The 19,468-nt window shown below is 30.5% G+C and carries 16 protein-coding genes; all 16 read right to left on the reverse strand.

Features of this window, described 5'->3' with window-relative positions:
* Positions 1 to 331: 331 nt before the first annotated feature.
* A complete protein-coding gene (locus BQ9859_RS12380; RefSeq protein ID WP_143404428.1) occupies positions 332 to 1,054 on the reverse strand; it encodes an IS3 family transposase in 723 nt (240 codons plus the stop codon).
* On the reverse strand, positions 988 to 1,569 hold the full coding sequence (locus BQ9859_RS10880; RefSeq protein ID WP_075878190.1) for a helix-turn-helix domain-containing protein: 582 nt from the start codon (positions 1,567 to 1,569) through the stop codon (positions 988 to 990). Before BQ9859_RS10880 ends, BQ9859_RS12380 begins: the two co-directional genes overlap by 67 nt.
* A gap of 128 nt (positions 1,570 to 1,697) precedes the next feature.
* Positions 1,698 to 3,197, reverse strand: a complete 1,500-nt coding sequence (locus BQ9859_RS10885; protein WP_075878191.1) for a polysaccharide biosynthesis protein — start codon at positions 3,195 to 3,197, stop codon at positions 1,698 to 1,700.
* A 26-nt stretch (positions 3,198 to 3,223) separates the two neighbouring features.
* Positions 3,224 to 4,183 (reverse strand): glycosyltransferase family 2 protein, encoded by a 960-nt coding sequence (locus BQ9859_RS10890; protein ID WP_075878192.1) that lies wholly within the window; start codon positions 4,181 to 4,183, stop codon positions 3,224 to 3,226.
* A 1,423-nt stretch (positions 4,184 to 5,606) separates the two neighbouring features.
* On the reverse strand, positions 5,607 to 6,725 hold the full coding sequence (locus tag BQ9859_RS10900) for a glycosyltransferase (RefSeq protein ID WP_075878194.1): 1,119 nt from the start codon (positions 6,723 to 6,725) through the stop codon (positions 5,607 to 5,609).
* An 18-nt stretch (positions 6,726 to 6,743) separates the two neighbouring features.
* A complete protein-coding gene (locus BQ9859_RS10905; RefSeq protein ID WP_075878195.1) occupies positions 6,744 to 7,535 on the reverse strand; it encodes a glycosyltransferase in 792 nt (263 codons plus the stop codon).
* A gap of 143 nt (positions 7,536 to 7,678) precedes the next feature.
* Complete coding sequence (locus BQ9859_RS10910) at positions 7,679 to 8,818, reverse strand: glycosyltransferase (protein WP_075878196.1); 1,140 nt, start codon at positions 8,816 to 8,818, stop codon at positions 7,679 to 7,681.
* 354 nt (positions 8,819 to 9,172) lie between these two features.
* Positions 9,173 to 9,853: a glycosyltransferase gene (locus tag BQ9859_RS10915; RefSeq protein WP_075878197.1), complete on the reverse strand. Its 681-nt coding sequence runs from the start codon at positions 9,851 to 9,853 to the stop codon at positions 9,173 to 9,175.
* On the reverse strand, positions 9,846 to 10,826 hold the full coding sequence (locus BQ9859_RS10920; protein ID WP_075878198.1) for an ATP-grasp domain-containing protein: 981 nt from the start codon (positions 10,824 to 10,826) through the stop codon (positions 9,846 to 9,848). The genes BQ9859_RS10915 and BQ9859_RS10920 overlap by 8 nt, the downstream gene beginning before the upstream one ends.
* Positions 10,827 to 10,852: 26 nt before the next feature.
* The gene (locus BQ9859_RS10925; RefSeq protein ID WP_075878199.1) at positions 10,853 to 11,878 is read right to left on the reverse strand and encodes an NAD-dependent epimerase/dehydratase family protein; all 1,026 of its coding nucleotides are present in this window, start codon (positions 11,876 to 11,878) and stop codon (positions 10,853 to 10,855) included.
* Positions 11,871 to 13,064, reverse strand: a complete 1,194-nt coding sequence (locus BQ9859_RS10930) for a type III PLP-dependent enzyme domain-containing protein (RefSeq protein WP_075878200.1) — start codon at positions 13,062 to 13,064, stop codon at positions 11,871 to 11,873. The genes BQ9859_RS10925 and BQ9859_RS10930 overlap by 8 nt, the downstream gene beginning before the upstream one ends.
* A complete protein-coding gene (locus tag BQ9859_RS10935) occupies positions 13,061 to 13,678 on the reverse strand; it encodes a sugar transferase (protein ID WP_075878201.1) in 618 nt (205 codons plus the stop codon). The genes BQ9859_RS10930 and BQ9859_RS10935 overlap by 4 nt, the downstream gene beginning before the upstream one ends.
* Complete coding sequence (locus BQ9859_RS10940; RefSeq protein WP_075878422.1) at positions 13,678 to 14,904, reverse strand: DegT/DnrJ/EryC1/StrS family aminotransferase; 1,227 nt, start codon at positions 14,902 to 14,904, stop codon at positions 13,678 to 13,680. Before BQ9859_RS10940 ends, BQ9859_RS10935 begins: the two co-directional genes overlap by 1 nt.
* Positions 14,905 to 14,942: 38 nt before the next feature.
* The gene (gene loaP / locus BQ9859_RS10945; protein ID WP_075878181.1) at positions 14,943 to 15,461 is read right to left on the reverse strand and encodes an antiterminator LoaP; all 519 of its coding nucleotides are present in this window, start codon (positions 15,459 to 15,461) and stop codon (positions 14,943 to 14,945) included.
* A 215-nt stretch (positions 15,462 to 15,676) separates the two neighbouring features.
* Complete coding sequence (locus BQ9859_RS10950; protein WP_075878202.1) at positions 15,677 to 17,554, reverse strand: polysaccharide biosynthesis protein; 1,878 nt, start codon at positions 17,552 to 17,554, stop codon at positions 15,677 to 15,679.
* A 248-nt stretch (positions 17,555 to 17,802) separates the two neighbouring features.
* Positions 17,803 to 19,335 carry an LCP family protein gene (locus tag BQ9859_RS10955; protein WP_083662879.1) on the reverse strand — a complete coding sequence of 511 codons (1,533 nt, stop codon included), beginning with the start codon at positions 19,333 to 19,335 and terminating at the stop codon, positions 17,803 to 17,805.
* Between the last annotated feature and the right edge of the window lie 133 nt (positions 19,336 to 19,468).

The raw sequence follows: 19,468 nt of genomic DNA on the forward strand, positions 1-19,468 counted from the left end.
TGGATTTTTAAGCAATATTTATAAAATAAAATTTTTTTATTTTTAGTCAAATCCATATATCCTACTCTACAGTATGATCTTTTTAGTGTCTAAAGGGGCTGTAACGAGAAATGATTAGCATATCATTTGTCAAACAGCTTCATAAATAAAAACCACGCCAAAATTATAAAGCTGAAGTGAACCCCAAAGTTTGGTGACATGTACCCAATTTCCTAGACATATATGAATATCTTTTAAATTGGTTATATTTGTATATTTTAAAATTCAATATGTACATATGGATGTTTCTCTGTATTTTACAGGTGACATCCATTTTGTTTTGGATTGACTCCTATTTCAAAGTACCAAAGAATGATTCCATTATTGAATTATCATAACAGTTTCCTTTACGGGACATAGATTGAGTAATTCCTTTTTCATTAAGTTTATCAATAAATGTTTGATGTTGATATTGCCAACCTTGATCAGAATGGAATATTAAGTCGTCAAGACTATCATATTTATTAAATGCTTTGTTTAACATATTTATTATTTGTTCAAGATTGGGATGAAGTGATAAATCGTAAGATATTATTTCATCATTATACATATCTAATATTGGCGATAAGTAACATTTACCCCAAGAAAAATTAAACTGCGATACATCAGTGGTCCATTTTTGATTTGGTTTAGTAGCTTTAAAATCACGGTGAATAATATTATCTGCTTTCTTACCAATATCACCTTTATATGAATGATACTTCTCTTTTGGTCTTTTACCTTTCAAACCTAAGTTAAACATTAATCTTTGAACTTTCTTATGATTAATTATATGACCTCTATTATGAAGCTCTGCTGTAACACGTCTAACACCGTATCTTTGCTTGTTATCATAAAATATAGTTTTTATCTCATTAATGATTTCTTTATTTTTATCATCGATATTTGATTTATTGCTTTCAAAATAATAGGTTGATCTAGGCAGTTTTGAAGCTTTTAATAAATCGCTTAATCTATATCCTTCTTTGTTGACCAGTTCTTTGATGACTTTGGCTTTTTCGCCTTGGCTGATGATGCCAACTTCTCTATCACCAAGGCTCTTGCTTTTTTTAAGTAGACATTCTCGGCTTCAAGATATTCATTTCTTCTTCTTAGAAATTTTAGTTCTTCTAATTCACTTTTTGTAAGTTTAATTTCTTTATCATTACTTGGTTTGGTCATAATTAAATTTTCCTTTGGAGGTCTTCCTCTTCTTTTTAATTCTAAACCATTATAACCTTCTTGTTTATACTTTTTAACCCATTTATGGAGTAATCCGGGATGGATTCCTGCTTCAATGGCTATACTTTTAATCGAATTACCTGCTAATACCTTAGATACTAAATCAAATTTTTCTTCTTTTGTCCAATCTTTGTTTGATGGTTTGTGTTTTAAACCATCTATTCCATACAACTCATATATCCTGACCCATTCTCTTACTTTATGAGAAAATTCTCTCTGGTTACATTTCGCATATTTTGGTTTAACGTTACTTTTACCTATCTTATAATTCTCAACACACTCTAATTTAAATTCCCATGAATATTTCATATAAGAATACCCCTCCTCCTAGTTGTCTAGGATTTGGGGTACATATCAAAACAGATACACTTTTTTTGAATGTCATTTTTAGATGATGCTGTTGGAAAGTGTATATATGGAGTTTAATATAAGGTACATTATTGAAAAAAGGATCTTAATATATTAATACTTTTTTTTATTGACTGCTTATCAAAAATGAAAGTAATAAATAAAAAATATATACTAACTGCAAATGTTATACAAATAGCCCAAGCAAACCATGCGTAATAACTCTGTGTTTTAACTACAAATATTTTATTAAAACATAATATAAATAGAATTCCAAACAAAACATATATAATTACCCTTTTAAAAGAATTAAATGAACTTATTTTTACTATATACTTGTTAGAATAAATTACAAAATCAATAGTTCTATAAGAATAGGACATGAGACATCCTAATAAAACACCATTTATACCAAAAGTAAAAGAAAATATAATCTGTCCTACTATACATAAAACCATCTCAATTATAGCTCTATTTTGAGTCTGCTTAAAATGTCCTGCAGCATTAACTAATGTCCGTGCCGGAACTCTAATATTATTTGCTATTCCTACTAAAACAAACAAAAACGCTAAAATTGGTAAATGATAATTGGTATCTGTCATACCACTTGTATAAACATCTATAAATGGCATTATCATTAAAAAAGTAACAACATAAATAATAGCAGTAAAGCAAAAATAAATACATTCAAATAAATTAAAATTTGTTATTAAAAGTTTTTGTTCTCTTTGTGATATAATTTCCCCAAAAGATGCATAAACTGCTGTCGAAATCATAGAGCAAATTGTATCTAGTCCATTAAATACTAGCGCATATACAGTATATACACTCGCGGATTTTAAACCACAAATCAAACTAACGATGATTGTTGAACTGCTATAAACGATTAATCCAGCTAATTGATGTATAATTGCGTTATTTCTTTGTGTAATTTTATTAAACATTGGTTTAACACTATTATTTAAATAAGGATAGTGAATGTCTACATACCACTTTAATATTATTATTCTCATTAAATATATAATACTTGCACCTAATTGAACAATTATGATATTTGCATTTAACGCTATTAATATTATTGTTATTATGATATTTGCAATATTTCCAATTGCTTGTGTTAAAGCAATTATGTAATTATTCTGATTTGCATTCACTATTGTTTGATATTTCCCATAAACGTAAAACTCTGAAATTCCACTAATTCCAATAATAATTACTAGGAAGATAACAGTCATTCGGTCAATATCTTTTACAAAAAAAGGGTAAACTAGTGAAAGCAATAATACTATTAAGGAAAAATAATTTCCTGCTTTAACAAACATTTTATTTGTCGCATTATATATACCACTAATAGTTATATAATCTTTTTTATATAGAGGTTCATATAATGCATATGTACTACTCTGGCTAATTCCTGCTCCGGTTAGTTGAGCATATGTCATCATTTGTCTAATTGTTGATATCAAACCATTAAATGATGAACCAAAATTTGAAATTAGTAATGGGGGAAGTATAAAATTAGTAATAATACCTACCAATTGCTGTATGAAATTAAAAAAAAGATTTATAAGTGTTTTTCTAGTTCTCATATATTAAGTCTCCTTAAAATTATATGTTATTTTAAACTATAAACTATTTTAAATATAAATTTAGAATTTTTTATTGTCCACAATTTCATATAACCTATTATAGATAATCTCCAATATTTTTCTTCTTTAGCTAAGTCTAAAATCTTTTTAGATATGTTAGAAGAAATTTCAGAATAAAAATATTCAGAATTAATTCCATTTATATAATAAGAGACTACTGCATTTGCAAGTTGATGAAAAGATAGTCTTGATAGATTAGGAAAATGCTGTTTTATATATAAATATTTATCTAAATTTGCATTAATTAAATCAAAATTTTTAAAATCACTTTGGTATGAACCAGTTGTACTAAAGTTATTAAGCATATAGCAATAATAAGTTTTGTTAGTAAATGAAATTTTTTTTACATCCTTAACAATCTGGTACATTAAATATACATCTTCAAATTTTTTATATTTTGAAAAAGGTAGATTTTCTAATAGTCTTTTTTTAAATAATTTATGGCAAAAAAAATTAGAAATTCCTCCTTTGATTGATACCAGATTTCTCATAATATCTTCCGTTCCCTCTATAACACCACATTCTGACAAGCCTATCAAATAATCATAATTATCATTATTTCGATAACATTTAATCTCACATAGAGACAACTCAGATTTCGAGTTCATTATAGAATTATAGAGTTCTTCAATATAATTATTTGGTACATAATCATCAGAGTCAATAAATGCTATATATGATCCTAAAGAATTTTTTATTCCAACATGTCTTGCAACATCTTGTCCTTGATTTATTTGGTTAAAAACCCTAATACGATTATCTTTTTCACTATATTTTAAACATATCTGTAAAGAATGATCTTTAGATCCGTCATTGATAAGTATAATATCTAAGTCATTATAAGATTGATTTAAAATCGATTTAATACAACGATCTAGATATTTTTCAGTATTATATATAGGAATAATAATTGATATTATTTCCATAATCAATCCTCCTTATTTTTATGTTTAATTGATATAGTAATTATAAAATCAGTTTTCACAGTATTAATTTAACTTTTATATTGCTTCGTGTACTGACGTAGACCTATTAATATAATGAAATTTTGAAATCTAATCAATTTAGTAAATAGATAATTTCACAAAAAAATAAATTTTTTTATTTGTAAAATTTAGTTCACTGTGTTAAATGATAGTAAGTATTGGAAAGAAAAATTCTAGATAATGTATATCCAAATACCACGGATATGCAATAATACTTCTATAATTAAACAACAGTAAAATTATATTTAAAAAAATAATTACTGAGATTACAAAGATAAACAAATTATTTTTTTTAATAATTGAAAAAAATTGATGAAATATAGGAATGCTTAATATACTTATTATATAAGTTAATCTCATTAGATAAGTCATATTTGGAATAAAAGCAAGATAAAATAAGAAAAATGCACTATAAAAATCATTATACAAGAAAAATAGATTATTATTTGCTTTTCTTTTCACAATAAGTAATATAACAAAATTAAAAATTAATAATACAATTAACAGTGTATAATGATTAAAATTTGTTATATTTATTAACTCACTTGAATAAATGACAAATTTATTTATGATAACGTTACTAAGAAATTTTGGAAAAAAAGTACCTATTATTTTGGCAAACAAATTTAAAATGGGAAACAAACAAAGAAGAAGCAAAGTTATCAAAATTTTTATCTTACCGTGTAATCTCTTATATATGAAATTGTAAAATAAAAAGAAAGTGATGATTAATATAGACCCTGAATGGATGAATAAGCAACAAAAAAAAGATAAAAATAGCCTTAGTTTTCTAAATTTAGTATTAGAGTTATTTATATAGTAAAAAATAATTGTATACGCAAGAACAATAAAAGCAAAATGATTTCTCAATCCGCTAATATAGTACCTAGGAAAAATTTCTAATAAAATAAAAAGAAAAAAAATGAAATTAATAAAAAATCGCTTAAATCTACTAGTATTAATACTATCTAACGGAAAACATTTTAATATATCCATAATTAAGAAAACACCAAAGCCTACATAGAAAGCCGGATACATATGAGGACATCTAATAACTGCAAACATATACATTATTAGTGTATTTAATGGAACACCTAAGTAACCAAAATTAAAAATTTCAGTTATCCCCACGTGGCTTAGATTTTCCATTATTTGATAATGTCTATATAGATCATCAGATTCTAAAGGCACTGTATGATACGCTATATATCCGAACGAAAAACTTAATAGCATTGCCAAATACATTTTTTTTATTCTTTTTTGATTTGAAAAAAATAAAAATAAATTTATTACTATAGATATCAATGGACTCAAAATTGTAAGAAAAGTTAAAAGGACATAAAAGAAATAGTTACTAATTTGATTATTTATATATTGCACCATTATAAATACACTCCAGTAATTTTAATGATTGTTCTATAGTATATTTCTTATCATGTAGCTTACAATTTATTAATTTTATATCCTTTTCTAATAATTTATTACCTTTCAAATTCATTATTGCTTCATACCATTCTTTAAAGTTTCCGTTAATATCTAAAAACGTAACTAAATTTAAGCCCAAATCAACTTGTGATGATACATTTTTTGAAACTAAGCAAGGAATACCACATGCTTGTGCTTCAATCAATGTAACAGGAATTCCTTCATATAATGACGGCATAACTAAAACATCGAAAATATTCATCAAACAATCAATGTCATTTCTAGTACCTAAAAAGCAAAAATAATTTGATAAATCAAGTTCCTTTATCTTATTTTCCAATTCTATTCTAAGATTTCCTTTACCCACAAGATAAAATTTAATATTTGTGATTTTCTGTTGTTTCATCCAAAAAGCAAGTTCAATTAAAAAAGAATGATTTTTTACCTTATAAAAAGAACCAATGCAACCTATTTTCACTTTGGAATCTTGAATTAAATCAAAATATTTTAGGGCATCGATTTTTTTGGGTTTAAAAATATTAATATCTATTGCATTATTTAAAATTATTACATTTTCTCCATGTTTACCAAACAAATAGCTTGCTGCATCATTACCACAAGCGACCAACTTTGTTGAAAAGCTTAAAATAATTTTTTTTGAAATAGACATATACATCTTCATTAATAAATTTTCTCTTTTCATTTGTCCTGTACTATGAGAATGGGTTATACGAATAGGGACGTTTGCCATTTTTGCTGCAAGAATACTGATTGAAGAGTTAAATAAAGTATGTGCATGCACAATATCAATTTTTTCTTTTAACATTATTTTTTTTAATTTGAAAATATCATAAATCAGAAATTTTTGTTTAAAGTGAATTACCTTTCCCCCCATATTTAATACTTCCTCTTCATAATCTTGAGTAACACCTTGAGGATAATAGACTAAAAAGTAAAAAAGATATTTAGATCTATCAATGTTTCTGAATATATTCATAATCATGGTTTCTGCTCCTCCACGATTTAATCCACCTATTACTTGTAATACTTTTACCACAGGTATCCTCCTAACGTTTTACCTTCTTGTTCGATGAAGAAATTCATAAACTGATGTTGGCAATAATCCTATAATAATTGGCTTTAATACATAAATATAATTATATTTGGGTAAGAAAAAATCTTTAACTATTAATTTTTTTACATATGCTTCATTAAGTCTATATTTGAACTTTCTTCTCTTAGTTGCAGCCCTATCATCCCTCATTTTATACAAAGGTTCTTCTAAATTATATCCTATATAACCATTTAAATACATTTTAAACCATAAATGATAGTCTTCTACTCGTAGTAGCTTTTTATTTACCGTATATCCTTTTACTTTTCTATATGCAATTGTTCTTACCATGCACGGAGCATGACAAAATGGTGTCCCTTTTACAAAATCACTCTTTTCTGGTTTTGCAATACTATTACTTTTCCCCCAATCTCCTGATTCGTCGAAATATATCATATTTGTACTGACAATTGAATATTGTCTATTTAATTTTAAAAAACTAATTTCTTTCTCAAATCGTGTTGGCAATGATATATCATCTGCGTCCATCCTTGCAACAAATTCAGTATCAACATATTCCAAACACTTATTTAATGTATAATTTAATCCTCTATTCTTATCATTTTTTAGTAAAATAACATTGTCATTATTTTCTGCAATTTTTTTTGCTATTTCATATGTGTTATCTGTAGATCCATCATCACACATGATTAATTTCCAATTTTTATACGTTTGTTCTTTTAATGAATTAAATGCTTCATCTAAAGTTAAAGAACAATTATAAATTCCCATAATAACAGATACTTCAGTCATATAAATCCTCAAATCATCAATCTTATTTTTTGATTAATGTCTCTTTCTAAGTCATAAATGTAAATTATATTTTTTGGTTATGCAATATACTCATAAACTTCATTATTTCAGCATATAAAATTTCAAGTTTGCATGTGTTGCATTTAGGAGATATCTCTTAATAGTTTTTTTTTCCTTTTTAATATTTCTTTACATAAAATTTCATTATCAAAATTTTTCTTTACATAATTTACACATTGCAATCCATAATCATAATTAAAGTATGTCTTATATAGATGTTCCATGCATAATCTTAATTCATCTACATCTTTTGGTTCAACTAACATTCCAGTTATTCCATTAAGCATAGCATCTTTAGGGCCGGGAATATTTGATACAATGACTGGTGTACCCATAGCTTCTGATTCGATAATCACATTACCAAATCCTTCTCTATAACTTGGTAAGACTAGAACATCCATACTAGCATAATATTTTTCAATATTATTGACACTACCAACAAAAATAATATCACTATTTTCATATGCACTATTCAAGACATATTTATCTATATTATGATCTTTTTCTAAATTTCCAACTATTAATAATTTTGAGGGGATTCCCAATGATTCAAAGGAATTAATTAATTCTTCCACTCCTTTATCTTTTGTTATTCTACCCACAAAGCCAAATACAAATTCTTTGTTATCAATATTTAATATAGATCTGATTTCGTTTCTCCATAATTCCCTATATAAATAATTAAATCGATGTAAATCTACTCCGCCACTACTTCCGTTAAACACGACAGTAACTTTTTCTTTTTTAAATAGCTTTTCACTGATACCAAGTTCCATGTTAGAATTACTTACGCATTCAACATAACTAGATAAACTACAAGTAATACGTTCCAATAGTTTAAAAAATTTCTTCTTCATTCCTTCAAATCCTAAATATCTAAATCCCATGCAGTGATAATTTCTAATTTTACATCCAACTAATTTTGCCGCAATTGCACTACAAAAAGCTGCATTAGGAGTTGAATATTGTATAAAATCAAAATTATTTTTTTTTAAGAAAATTATTAGCTGATACAAACTTTTTGCCATTTTGATGAATGCTACTCCTCTTGGAATTTCAATACATTTATAATGAATTTCTTTTCCCAAAAGAGTAACTAAGGTCTCGTCTTCAGAACAAACAACCGTAACATCAAATCCATTTTTTGCTAAGAATTGTAATTGAGGGACAAAAAAAGCTTTAATTGTATCTGAGATAGTACAAATATAGCATATTTTTTTCATAGAATATAATCTCCCTTTCAATTTTTGGTATATGTAGATTTTAGTTTCGTAGGAACACCTACGTAAGTTCCTTTATTAATTAAACAGTTGCTGTCATTAGTGCTCTCATTATCTTACTCTCTTTACAGGAGTTCCCACATATTTACCAGATTCTTTAATATCGGCAATAATTGTTGCCCCTCCACCAACTGTTACTTCATTACAAATAGTTATATTGTTAATTGCTGAACTTCCAATACCTATCCATGTCTTATTTCCAATATGTACTGTACCAGCAATATGCACACCAGGTGAAATATGTATAAAATCTTTATAAACACAATCATGATCTATAGTTGCTGCTGTGTTAATGATTCAGCTCTTGCCAATAATTGTATCGGTATTAATAACTACGTTTGCCATAATAACTATACCTTCTCCTATATTAACTGTTGGATTAATTATTGCAGAAGGGTGAATCAAAATAGGTTGAGTAATGTTATTTTGATTTATCATATAGTAATAATCAGTATTTACACCTGCTCCATGTAATACACAACATTTATCATTTTTAACAATATCAAATTCTAAAAATTCTTTTTTATTTCCTACATTTTCAAAGAAAAGCACTTTAGCTCTCTTACTAGCGTATCTATACCATAAAATAACAATTTTTTTTAATAAGCCATCATATTGAAAAATTGTTCCTAATCCTGTAACGTTTATAACATAAGCAAAATTTAAAATTCTAGCTATAGTTGCTCCATATAAGTTTGGTTTGATTGTATAAGTAATGATTAGGGAAGGTTTAATTTTTCTCATAATTCTAAAATATGTTAATATTAGTTTTAAATCTTCTATTGGATTCATGCCTCTTCTATCTATTTTGGTTTCAATTAAATATACTCCTAATTTTTTTAAATCATCTATATGATCATCAAATGGAGTTGAAGCATATACAAAAAAACCTTGTGAAATTAACTTTTTAATTAATTCTTTTCTAAACCCATATAAACCACCTGAGTTATTTGCTAAAATTAAAATTTTTTTACTCATTTGACAGTTCCTCTTGTTTTTTTATAACAACAGAATCATACATCATCATGACAATCCCTTCATCATAGTTACCAATATCTTCTCCGTTTTCAACATTCTCTATATTATTTTTAATGAGTTTAACAAAATCTACTCCAGCTCCATATGCATGCAAATACGCTCCACCAAACCTAGGATTAATTTCAGAAAGATAATAATTTCCATTCTTATAAAAAAAATCGATATCTATTGGTCCATTAAATTGAAAACATGTGACAATTTTTTTTATAAAATCAAATAATACAGGATCTTTGAATGAAATAGTTTTATTAGCACCACCAATTTTAGTTTCAATTTTCTTTTTTGTAAAGATACTAATTGGCTTGTGACTTATCATATCGACATAAACATCTGCATCTAAATCCAAACCATCCATATATTCTTGGATAATTAGAAAACTGTTCTTTTCACAAATTGCTTTTAATTCTTCAATACTATTTATTTTCTTTGCTCCTACACTTCCACTACCAGTTCTTGGTTTGACAAAAACAGGTAAGCGAATTTCGCCTTTATCATAATTAATTTTAAAATCTTGAAAGCTAGAATATGTTTTAATAGTAGTAATATTTTGTTTTAATAAATATTCATACATTTTATATTTATCAAAACATAGTTCAGCAGTTTTTAAAGATGGTGCTAATACTTTTACATTAATGCTCTCAAATAAATCGCGATTCTTTGCTAGAATTTGAATTTCCGGATCGATAAAAGTAGTAATTGCATCAACCTTTTCTTCTTTACAAATTTCAATAATTTTTGATAAATATGACTCATCATCAATACGTGGAACAATATAATATTTATCTGCTAGATATAAAGCAGGAGCATATTTACTATGATCTGTAGCAATAATTTGAACAGAGTTTTTCATAGATTTCTTGAAATCTTTTATTAACTCACCACGACGACCAACACTACAAAATAATATATTCATTTTAAAAATCACTCCTTAAAAACTTCTTATTGGTAATTTAAATACTTCTTTTCATACTCTTCTCTTGTTCCCCAAAGTTTAGAAAATGGTTCAGTTATCATTTCATGCTTAAAATCTTTTAACATTTTTATATAGGTATATTCTGGATAATAATGTAAATCTCTAGTTGTTTTTGAATAATCTAACATTGACTGTAAAGTATCTGGTTTAGTTTTATCATATTGAATTAATGATTGATTTCCTCCTTCAGAGAATACTTCAACGATACCATGAATCATTTCATCCAAAGAAACTCGTGTTGGTGAACCTATATTATAAAAGCCACCAGCTAAATCAGATTTCACTGCATTAACAATTACTTTTGTAAAATCTTTAATATATACCATTTCTTTTACTCTATTCGGATTTCCATATATACTAATTGTTTCTCCTTTGCTAGCTTTATCCATTAACATACGATATGGCATCATTCGCATCTTTCCATCAGCGTAATGGTAAGCATTAGGATGATATTGATAAATAGTAAAAAAACGTAAAATAAATCTAGATATTCCATATTCATTATGATAGTTTTCAATTAAATCAACTGCAGCATTCTTTGCAATGGTATATATACTATGGTCTCCAGTTGGTGGAAAAGATCTTGGGGAGTCAGGATCAATTGGTTTTCCCGTTTCATGTAAATATGATAAATCATATGGAGTTGTTGGGAAAATAATTTTTTTTATACCTTCTTTACGCATAAATTCAAGAACATTCATTGTTGCTTCAGTGATTGTTTGAATTAATTTTTGTGGATTAAAAGCACAACGTGAGGGTAATTCACCAGCTAAATCCACAACTGACACAATATTTTTATTTGAAAGAATATTGAACGATTGATTATTTGTAATATCAATAGAATAGTACTCAATCCCTTTTTCAGCAAAAAAGCCATTATCACTCTCTCTTTTTCCTGCTGCAATCACGTCATAACCAGCTTCTTTTAAGGCTATAGCACTATATGCCCCTAAATTACCAGTAGCTCCCAAAACCAAAACTCGACTATTCATTGACTTTTTCCTCCTCATTTGAATATATATCGTAATATTCTTTTGTATTCATTCTTCTTCTTACCTTAAAAATACTATTTTTAGATTGTACATAGACTTCTGGAAAATATCGAATAAAAGGACCTCCAAAAGTCATAGTATATGACCCAACTTTGTGATATATTATCTTATCTCCTTTTTTTAATGGAAAATAATTAAATATATTCATTATCCTATCATGATCCATGCACGTATAACCACATATAATCTGTTTATCTAAAATTTCTTTCTTTGTTTCTGATATAACCGAATAAAGATACTTTGTTTTTTTCCAAAGAGGATCTATTAGTATTCTGCTCCCATCCGTAGTAATGATATTTGCATTATTTGTGTGTTTTGAATCTATAACAGTTGTACATAGATCTACAGTTGATCCAATTATGGCAGAACCTGGTTCAACAATTAATTGTACACGCATTAAATCAACTACATCACGTAATTCATTTGTAATACATTTGATATAATCGTTTGCATTTGGTTTTCCTTCTACTCCACCAAAAAAACCACCACCAATATCGATATAAGACAATTTAATATTATATTTTTTAATTATTGTCTTACAATATCTAGCTATTGCGCAATAAACTTTAATACTTCTTGTGATACTATTACAATGAAGATGTAAGCCAATAGGAATCTTACCATAAATTGAATAGACTTGGTTAATTACTTTTTCAAGTTCTCCATTTTCTACTGAAAAACCAAAACGAAACCCATCTTCTTGATACCCAATATCTTCTTGCAAAAAAATTTGTGGATCAATATTTACTCTTATACCTAAATTCCCTTTAATTTCTGGCTTAAAATTACATAAATATTCCAATTCATTTTCTGAATCAATATTAACAAAAGAGTGATTTTCAAAGGCATTTTTTAATCCAGCTTCCGTTTTGATTGGACCATTAAAAATAATTTGATTATCGGTAAAACCACATAATTTCGCTAATTGATATTCTTCATCAGATACAGCTTCAACTGCAATATTTTGCGCTTTTAAATATTTTAGAATCCACGGTAATGAATTAGTCTTTATTGAATATGCAATCAAAGAATTTGGCCAATATTTATTTAAAGCTCTTTTAAAACAAGATATATTATTATTCAATTCCTCTTCATAAATAAGATAGTAAGGAGTTTTCACTTTCATTCACCATCCTCTCCAGTAAATTCCATCATAGTATATTGTTTAGTACTGCTCGAATCAATTCCTTCTCTTTTAAATACCAAACAAATAGTGCTGACAATGATTTTTAAATCTAACAAAAAAGTTAAATTATTAACATATTCTATATCATATTCAAATCTGCGTGACCATGTAGTCTCATTTCTTCCATTTGTTTGCGCCAAACCTGTTAATCCTGGTCTAACATCGTGACGATGTTTTTGAAAATCATTATAGAGAGGAAGATATTTTGTTAAAAGTGGTCGCGGTCCAACAATACTCATATCTCCCTTTAATATATTGAATAATTCAGGTAATTCATCTAGAGAAGAATTTCTTAAAAATTTTCCAACTTTAGTTAACCTCTTTATATCCGGTAATAAATTTCCATTTTCGTCTCTCTCATCTGTCATACTGCGAAATTTATACATCTTAAATATTTTTTCATTTTTACCTGGACGTTCTTGACAAAAGATTATTGGGCTTCCTAATTTGATTCGAACCAATATAGCCACGATCAAAATAACGGGACTTAATGCAATAAGTGCAATCAGTGACAATATAAAATCAAAGAATCTTTTAAAGAATAAACGATACATTATTGGAAACATCCTTTCACGATTTCAATAATTTGTTCTTGTTCTTCCTTAGTCATCTTATTATCGCTTGGTAAGCACAAACCTCTTTCAAAGATATCTGCTCCAACATCTAATGCTTTTCCTTCGATATAAGCGTTTGTTCTTGCTCTCCCGTTTCCATCTTTTGTAATGAAAGGATTCATACGATAAATCGGCTGCATGTGCATTGGCTTCCAGATTGGTCTTCCTTCTGCATTATACTTTGCTAAAGTTTCTAGTATTTCAGTAGGGCATGATTTGCCTGGCTCGCTTATATATAATGCTTCATTTTCTCCACGTACTTGTTTACACATTGCTTCTTTGTCAATCAATAAACAAGATAACCAATAGTTTGGTACACTGTTTATTTCATCATATGGATTCATAATAACCGGAAGATCTTTGAATCCTTCTTTATACCGTTCATAAATTGCTTTTTTCTGTGCAATATGTTCTTCTAGATATGGAATCTGTCCGCGTACGACACCCGCAATGACATTCGACATGCGATAGTTGTATCCAACTTCTTCGTGTTGGTACCAAGGTGCATTTTCTCTTGCCTGCGTTGACCATTTTCTAGCTTTGTTTGCTTCTTCCAGATCATCAGTAAGCAACATACCACCACTTGATCCGGTAATGATTTTATTTCCATTGAATGAAATAGCTCGAATATCACCGAAATTTCCAGTTTGGATTCCTTTGTATGTAGCGCCTAAAGATTCAGCTGCATCTTCAATGATGATAGCACCATGTTTTTTGCACACGCTTTGTAATTCTTCAATCTTTCCAGGTACTCCATACAAATGAGCAATCACGACAACTTTAACATCTGGATATATCTCAAATGCTTTCTCTAAAGCAATTGGATCCATATTCCATGTATCATATTCCGTATCAATAAAAATAGGAATACCACCTTCATACACCACAGGATTTAATGTTGCCGCAAAGGTCATGTCCGAACAAAAAACATGATCACCAGGTTTGACTCCTGCCAGCTTGACAGCTAGATGAAGTGCTGCAGTCCCACTGGATAATGCCACCGCATATTTGCATCCAACTTTTTCTGCAATCAATCTTTCCACTTCATCGATGTTTTTACCCACTGTAGACATCCAATTGGATTCATAAGCCTGCGTGATGTATTTCAGTTCATCTCCATGCATGGTTGGACTGGATAACCAGATCTTATGTTTAAATTTTTCCATAAATCCTCCCTCATCCCATAGAAAAAGAACATACATTGCTATATGTTCTTCCTTACGATCTCTAAGCCGACTTTTGCTTTCCTTTGTTCTCCTAAGAATTCAATCTCGATCTCTGCAATTCGTTTATGCCGGTCGATCCGTTTGATCAATCCTTCTTTTCCTTTCAAAGGTCCGCATTCCACGATGATCTTGTCTCCCTCGATATAGCCCGTTGACATGTCAACGATCTGTTCTTCTTCACCAAACGATTTTAGAAAAGTTACTTCATCTTCTGGCAGGGGATAGATCTCTTGCTTGTTCTTTCCAAGCATCTTTGTCAGATCAGGTATCTTCTTTAATGCCTGATACAGTCGTGTCGGATCATCACTGATCATGAATACATAGCCTGGAAATAAGATCTCGGTTCTCTCGACCCATTCTCCTCTGTATTTGCGAAGCCGTTTGCTGAAGGGGATGAAGCTTTTGCTCAGGCATGGTTCATCGATCAAAAGATCGCACGCTTTGATGACCCATTGTTCTTTCCCTGTACGTACTTGTATGACGTACCACTGTTCCATACGCTGCACCTCCATAAGAATATGCTTCGCCCATCCATCATGTTTCATACATGGTAGACAGTTGTGTGATGATCCTATCATCGAAACAACGCGACACTGCGACGATTGCTTCTTTGATATTCTTTTTCATGGATAATCCGGAATTATCCTTTATTTATAAAAGCGGTGTAACCGTTTTTACCACGTGACATTATAGCACAAAATGTAATGAATGTTTATGCTATTTCCTTATCTTTAATAATTTTTAACATTGTATTTCTGAAAATTTCACGGGAAGCGTTTTCAGATAAGAGTTTTGATAACACTGTTAATTTCTCTTCAATTTCTTCTTTTGTAATGCCCATGACATGGTTTACAAAGATCAGATCGTTCTTCGTTTTCGATGTATCTTCTCCATCCAGGCGCAATTCTTCAAACATCTTTTCACCAGGACGAAGCCCGATTTCTACGATATCAATATCTTTATACGGTTCTAAACCGGATAAGCGGATCATCTTTTCCGCAAGATCCAAGATCTTGACAGGTTCCCCCATATCCAGTACAAAGATTTCTCCTTTGTCTGCATAATAACCAGCCTGCAGTACTAACTGCGCAGCTTCCGGTATCGTCATAAAATAACGAATGATATTTTTATCTGTGATGGTCACAGGACCACCTTCTTTGATCTGATTCTTAAAGATAGGAATGACAGAACCATTGGAACCTAATACATTGCCAAAACGAACCGCTGCCATTTTGGTAACTCCATTATTCCCGTTTGCCTGCAAGATCATTTCCGTCATACGTTTTGTGGCACCCATGACATTGGTTGGATTGACTGCTTTATCTGTTGAAATCATGATGAAGCGGGATACTTTATTCTTGATACAGCATTGAATGACATTGTTTGTTCCAAATACATTATTCTTCACTGCTTCCATCGGTCTTGTTTCCATAAGCGGTACATGTTTGTGTGCCGCTGCATGATACACTACCTCCGGCTGTTTTTCCTTGAAAATCGAATCAATGGCAACCCGGTCACGAATAGATGCAATAAAAGAATCAATGATGATACTTTTATCCATTCTGCCATGTACACGATCCCGATTAAATTCTTGTTCCAGCATATATAAGCTGTTTTCATTGATATCGATCATGACCAGTTCTTTTGGCTTGAATTTCACGATCTGACGGCACAATTCCGAACCAATTGATCCTCCGGCACCCGTTACTGCAACCACTTTTCCAGAGATATAGGAACGGATCTCTTGTTGATCCAAATGAATTTCTCCTCGTCCCAGCAGGTCCTCGATGCTGATATCTTCTACTGGATAGTGTTTCGGAGCATCTGGGTTCTCTAAGATTTCATCGCCTTGTTTCATGATCTTTGTTTCTAAATGCAAATTCTTGCAAATATCATAAATCCGGCGAATATCTTTTTTCGATGCACTTGGTATCGCAATAAATGCTAAGGTAATCTGATATTTTTCTACAACATCCTGCATATGTTGCGTATCTGCCAAGACTTTTTTGCCATAAACGATCTTGCCGGCTCTGGCATCATCGATAAATCCAATGACATTGGCATCAAACGTATGATTTTGAATGATCTCTTTACATAAAATATAACCAGCATCTCCTGCACCAATGATTACCGCATTGGTTGTCTTCTTTCCTTCTGATTCATGACGTCGCAATAAACGATAACCCAATCGCACATTGCACATCAATAAAATTACGAACACACCGGTAACGACTACAGTACGCATTTCCATGCCGCGAATCGGCATCCAAGGCATTAACAGCAAGGAACATATAACCGCAACGATCACTGCCATAACGATTCGAAGAACTTCGGAAGGTCCTGTATATTTCCATAAGCTCTTATAAATACGGAATAATAAGAAACTTACTAAATATACTCCCATCGTCAATAAAAAGCCTTCCGCGATCGAACCGCTTTTTACATCTTGAATTTCTTTAAAGCGAAAATTTAAGCTGGCGATATAAAAAGCAAAGAAATAAGATACTGCCACTACTGCCATGTCCACCAGACAGATGATCACAGATCGATACTTCTTATAAATTGGATTCTTTAAAAACTTACTAATCATCTTTCTATCATCCTTATCCCTAATAATAACAAGACTATTTTAAACATCTCTATCAAAATAGTCAAAGGGTAACCAAATATTACATGTAAAGAAACTGTATAATCTTTCACTGCCCTCTTTTACAATATTGTGAGGGTGTTGGTATTTCCCCATTCTATTTTACTATATTTGCTGTAAAATGCAAATTCCCTTACAAAATGCAAAAAAGCAACAAGTTTTGCAGTCATTGCTTGTTGCTTTTCATTCTGTTATTGATTCGTTGGCTGTCCGCCATTTTCTACTGTTTTTATTGCCTGTACAGCAGCATCCACTGTATCCATGTCCGGATACATGACATAAGCATAGTTGCCAAGCTCATAACAGTAATCTGTGCCTCCTGTACCATTCACACTGACAGTACCCATCGTCCAGCTGCCGCCTTGGGACAACTGCATATTGACTAATGCACGAATATCAGAAGAACTCATATCTGTTTCAAAAGAGTCCCCGACAGCATCCAAGAAGCTCATATATCCAGTTAAGATAGCTGGAGAAGTTGCTTTATCGATCATTCCTTGAATGACACGCATCTGGTTGCGTCCACGCTCACGGTCACCTTCTACGAAAGAATGACGCTCTCTGGAGAACATCAATGCCTGATCGCCATTCAGTTCCATCACGCTTTGCGTAAAGCTGTATCCACCGATACTGAAAGCATAACCATCTGTGTTGTCCACTGTGATACCGCCTAAGGCATCAACAATGTTTTGTACACTGGAGAAATTGACACGCAAAGTATAGTTGATATCAATACCAAACAGTTTTTCTAACGTTGCACGTGTCGTATCAGCGCCATGCAGACCAGTATGCGTCAGTTTATCCATTTGACCGATACCGCAGCCTAAACTTGGATCACAGTCTGTTTCCACATAATAATCACGCGGGATGCTGACTAACTGAATACATTTGGTCGTTGGATTCACTGTAACCAACATATTGACATCGCTGCGGGATACCGTACTAATGCTGCCATATGTATCGATGCCTGTTACCAGTACCGTAAACGGCTGTTTTGTCACATCGACTGCAGAAGTATCTGCACTCATCTCTGTATAATATACATAAGTATAAATAACCTTGGTTTCATCACTGAAATTGGCATAATCGCTTTGATCTGTAACGATCGAACGATAAGATTCATCTAATAAGATTGCTTTGCTGTCATCTTTATACAATGCATCTACCATCTCTAACAAAGCGCCATCATCTTCTGTCTGTACCGTGACATTCTCTTTTGTCTTCACATCATCTTTAAAATCATTAACGACATCATCATCCATAGAAGTAGAAGTACCAATCGTAGCATGCAGATCTTTGATGGAATCAATGCCAGAATCTGCTTTAACGACAACCGAAATCTCATGTTTCTGCTGACCGTCATGTGTGATTGCATCAAATAAGGAATTTGTTTTGAACAAATACATATTTCCGATGATCAATGCAACACAGACGATCACAGTAAGAATCGATCCTAATACACGATTGACTTTATTGACACGTTTGCTCAATAACATAAAATAAAGCAATAAGACGATCAACAATAAAGCGACAATTCCAATCACTAAATATAGCGTTGGCAGGACACCTAACATCAATACCTGTACTACTGCAGCAATAGAAACGATCAATAACAATAAGAACAAATACCAAGCAGGTTTCTTCCAAAGTTTTTTCATCTTTTCCTCCATTTCCCCGCGCCTAAAGTCGCGCGGACACAAATATTTCATCAATAAATCCCACATGCTTTATTTTCGTGTTACCCTATAAGAGAGGTGGTATACTACAGAGCACGTGGAGGTGAGTAGGAATTCTACTCAATTGAATATCCTGTATTTTTATAAGTTGCCGTCATCATATCAAGCACAAATAAGTAGG

The sequence above is a fragment of the Merdibacter massiliensis genome, assembly GCF_900155395.1.
Lineage (GTDB): Bacteria > Bacillota_I > Bacilli_A > Erysipelotrichales > Erysipelotrichaceae > Merdibacter > Merdibacter massiliensis.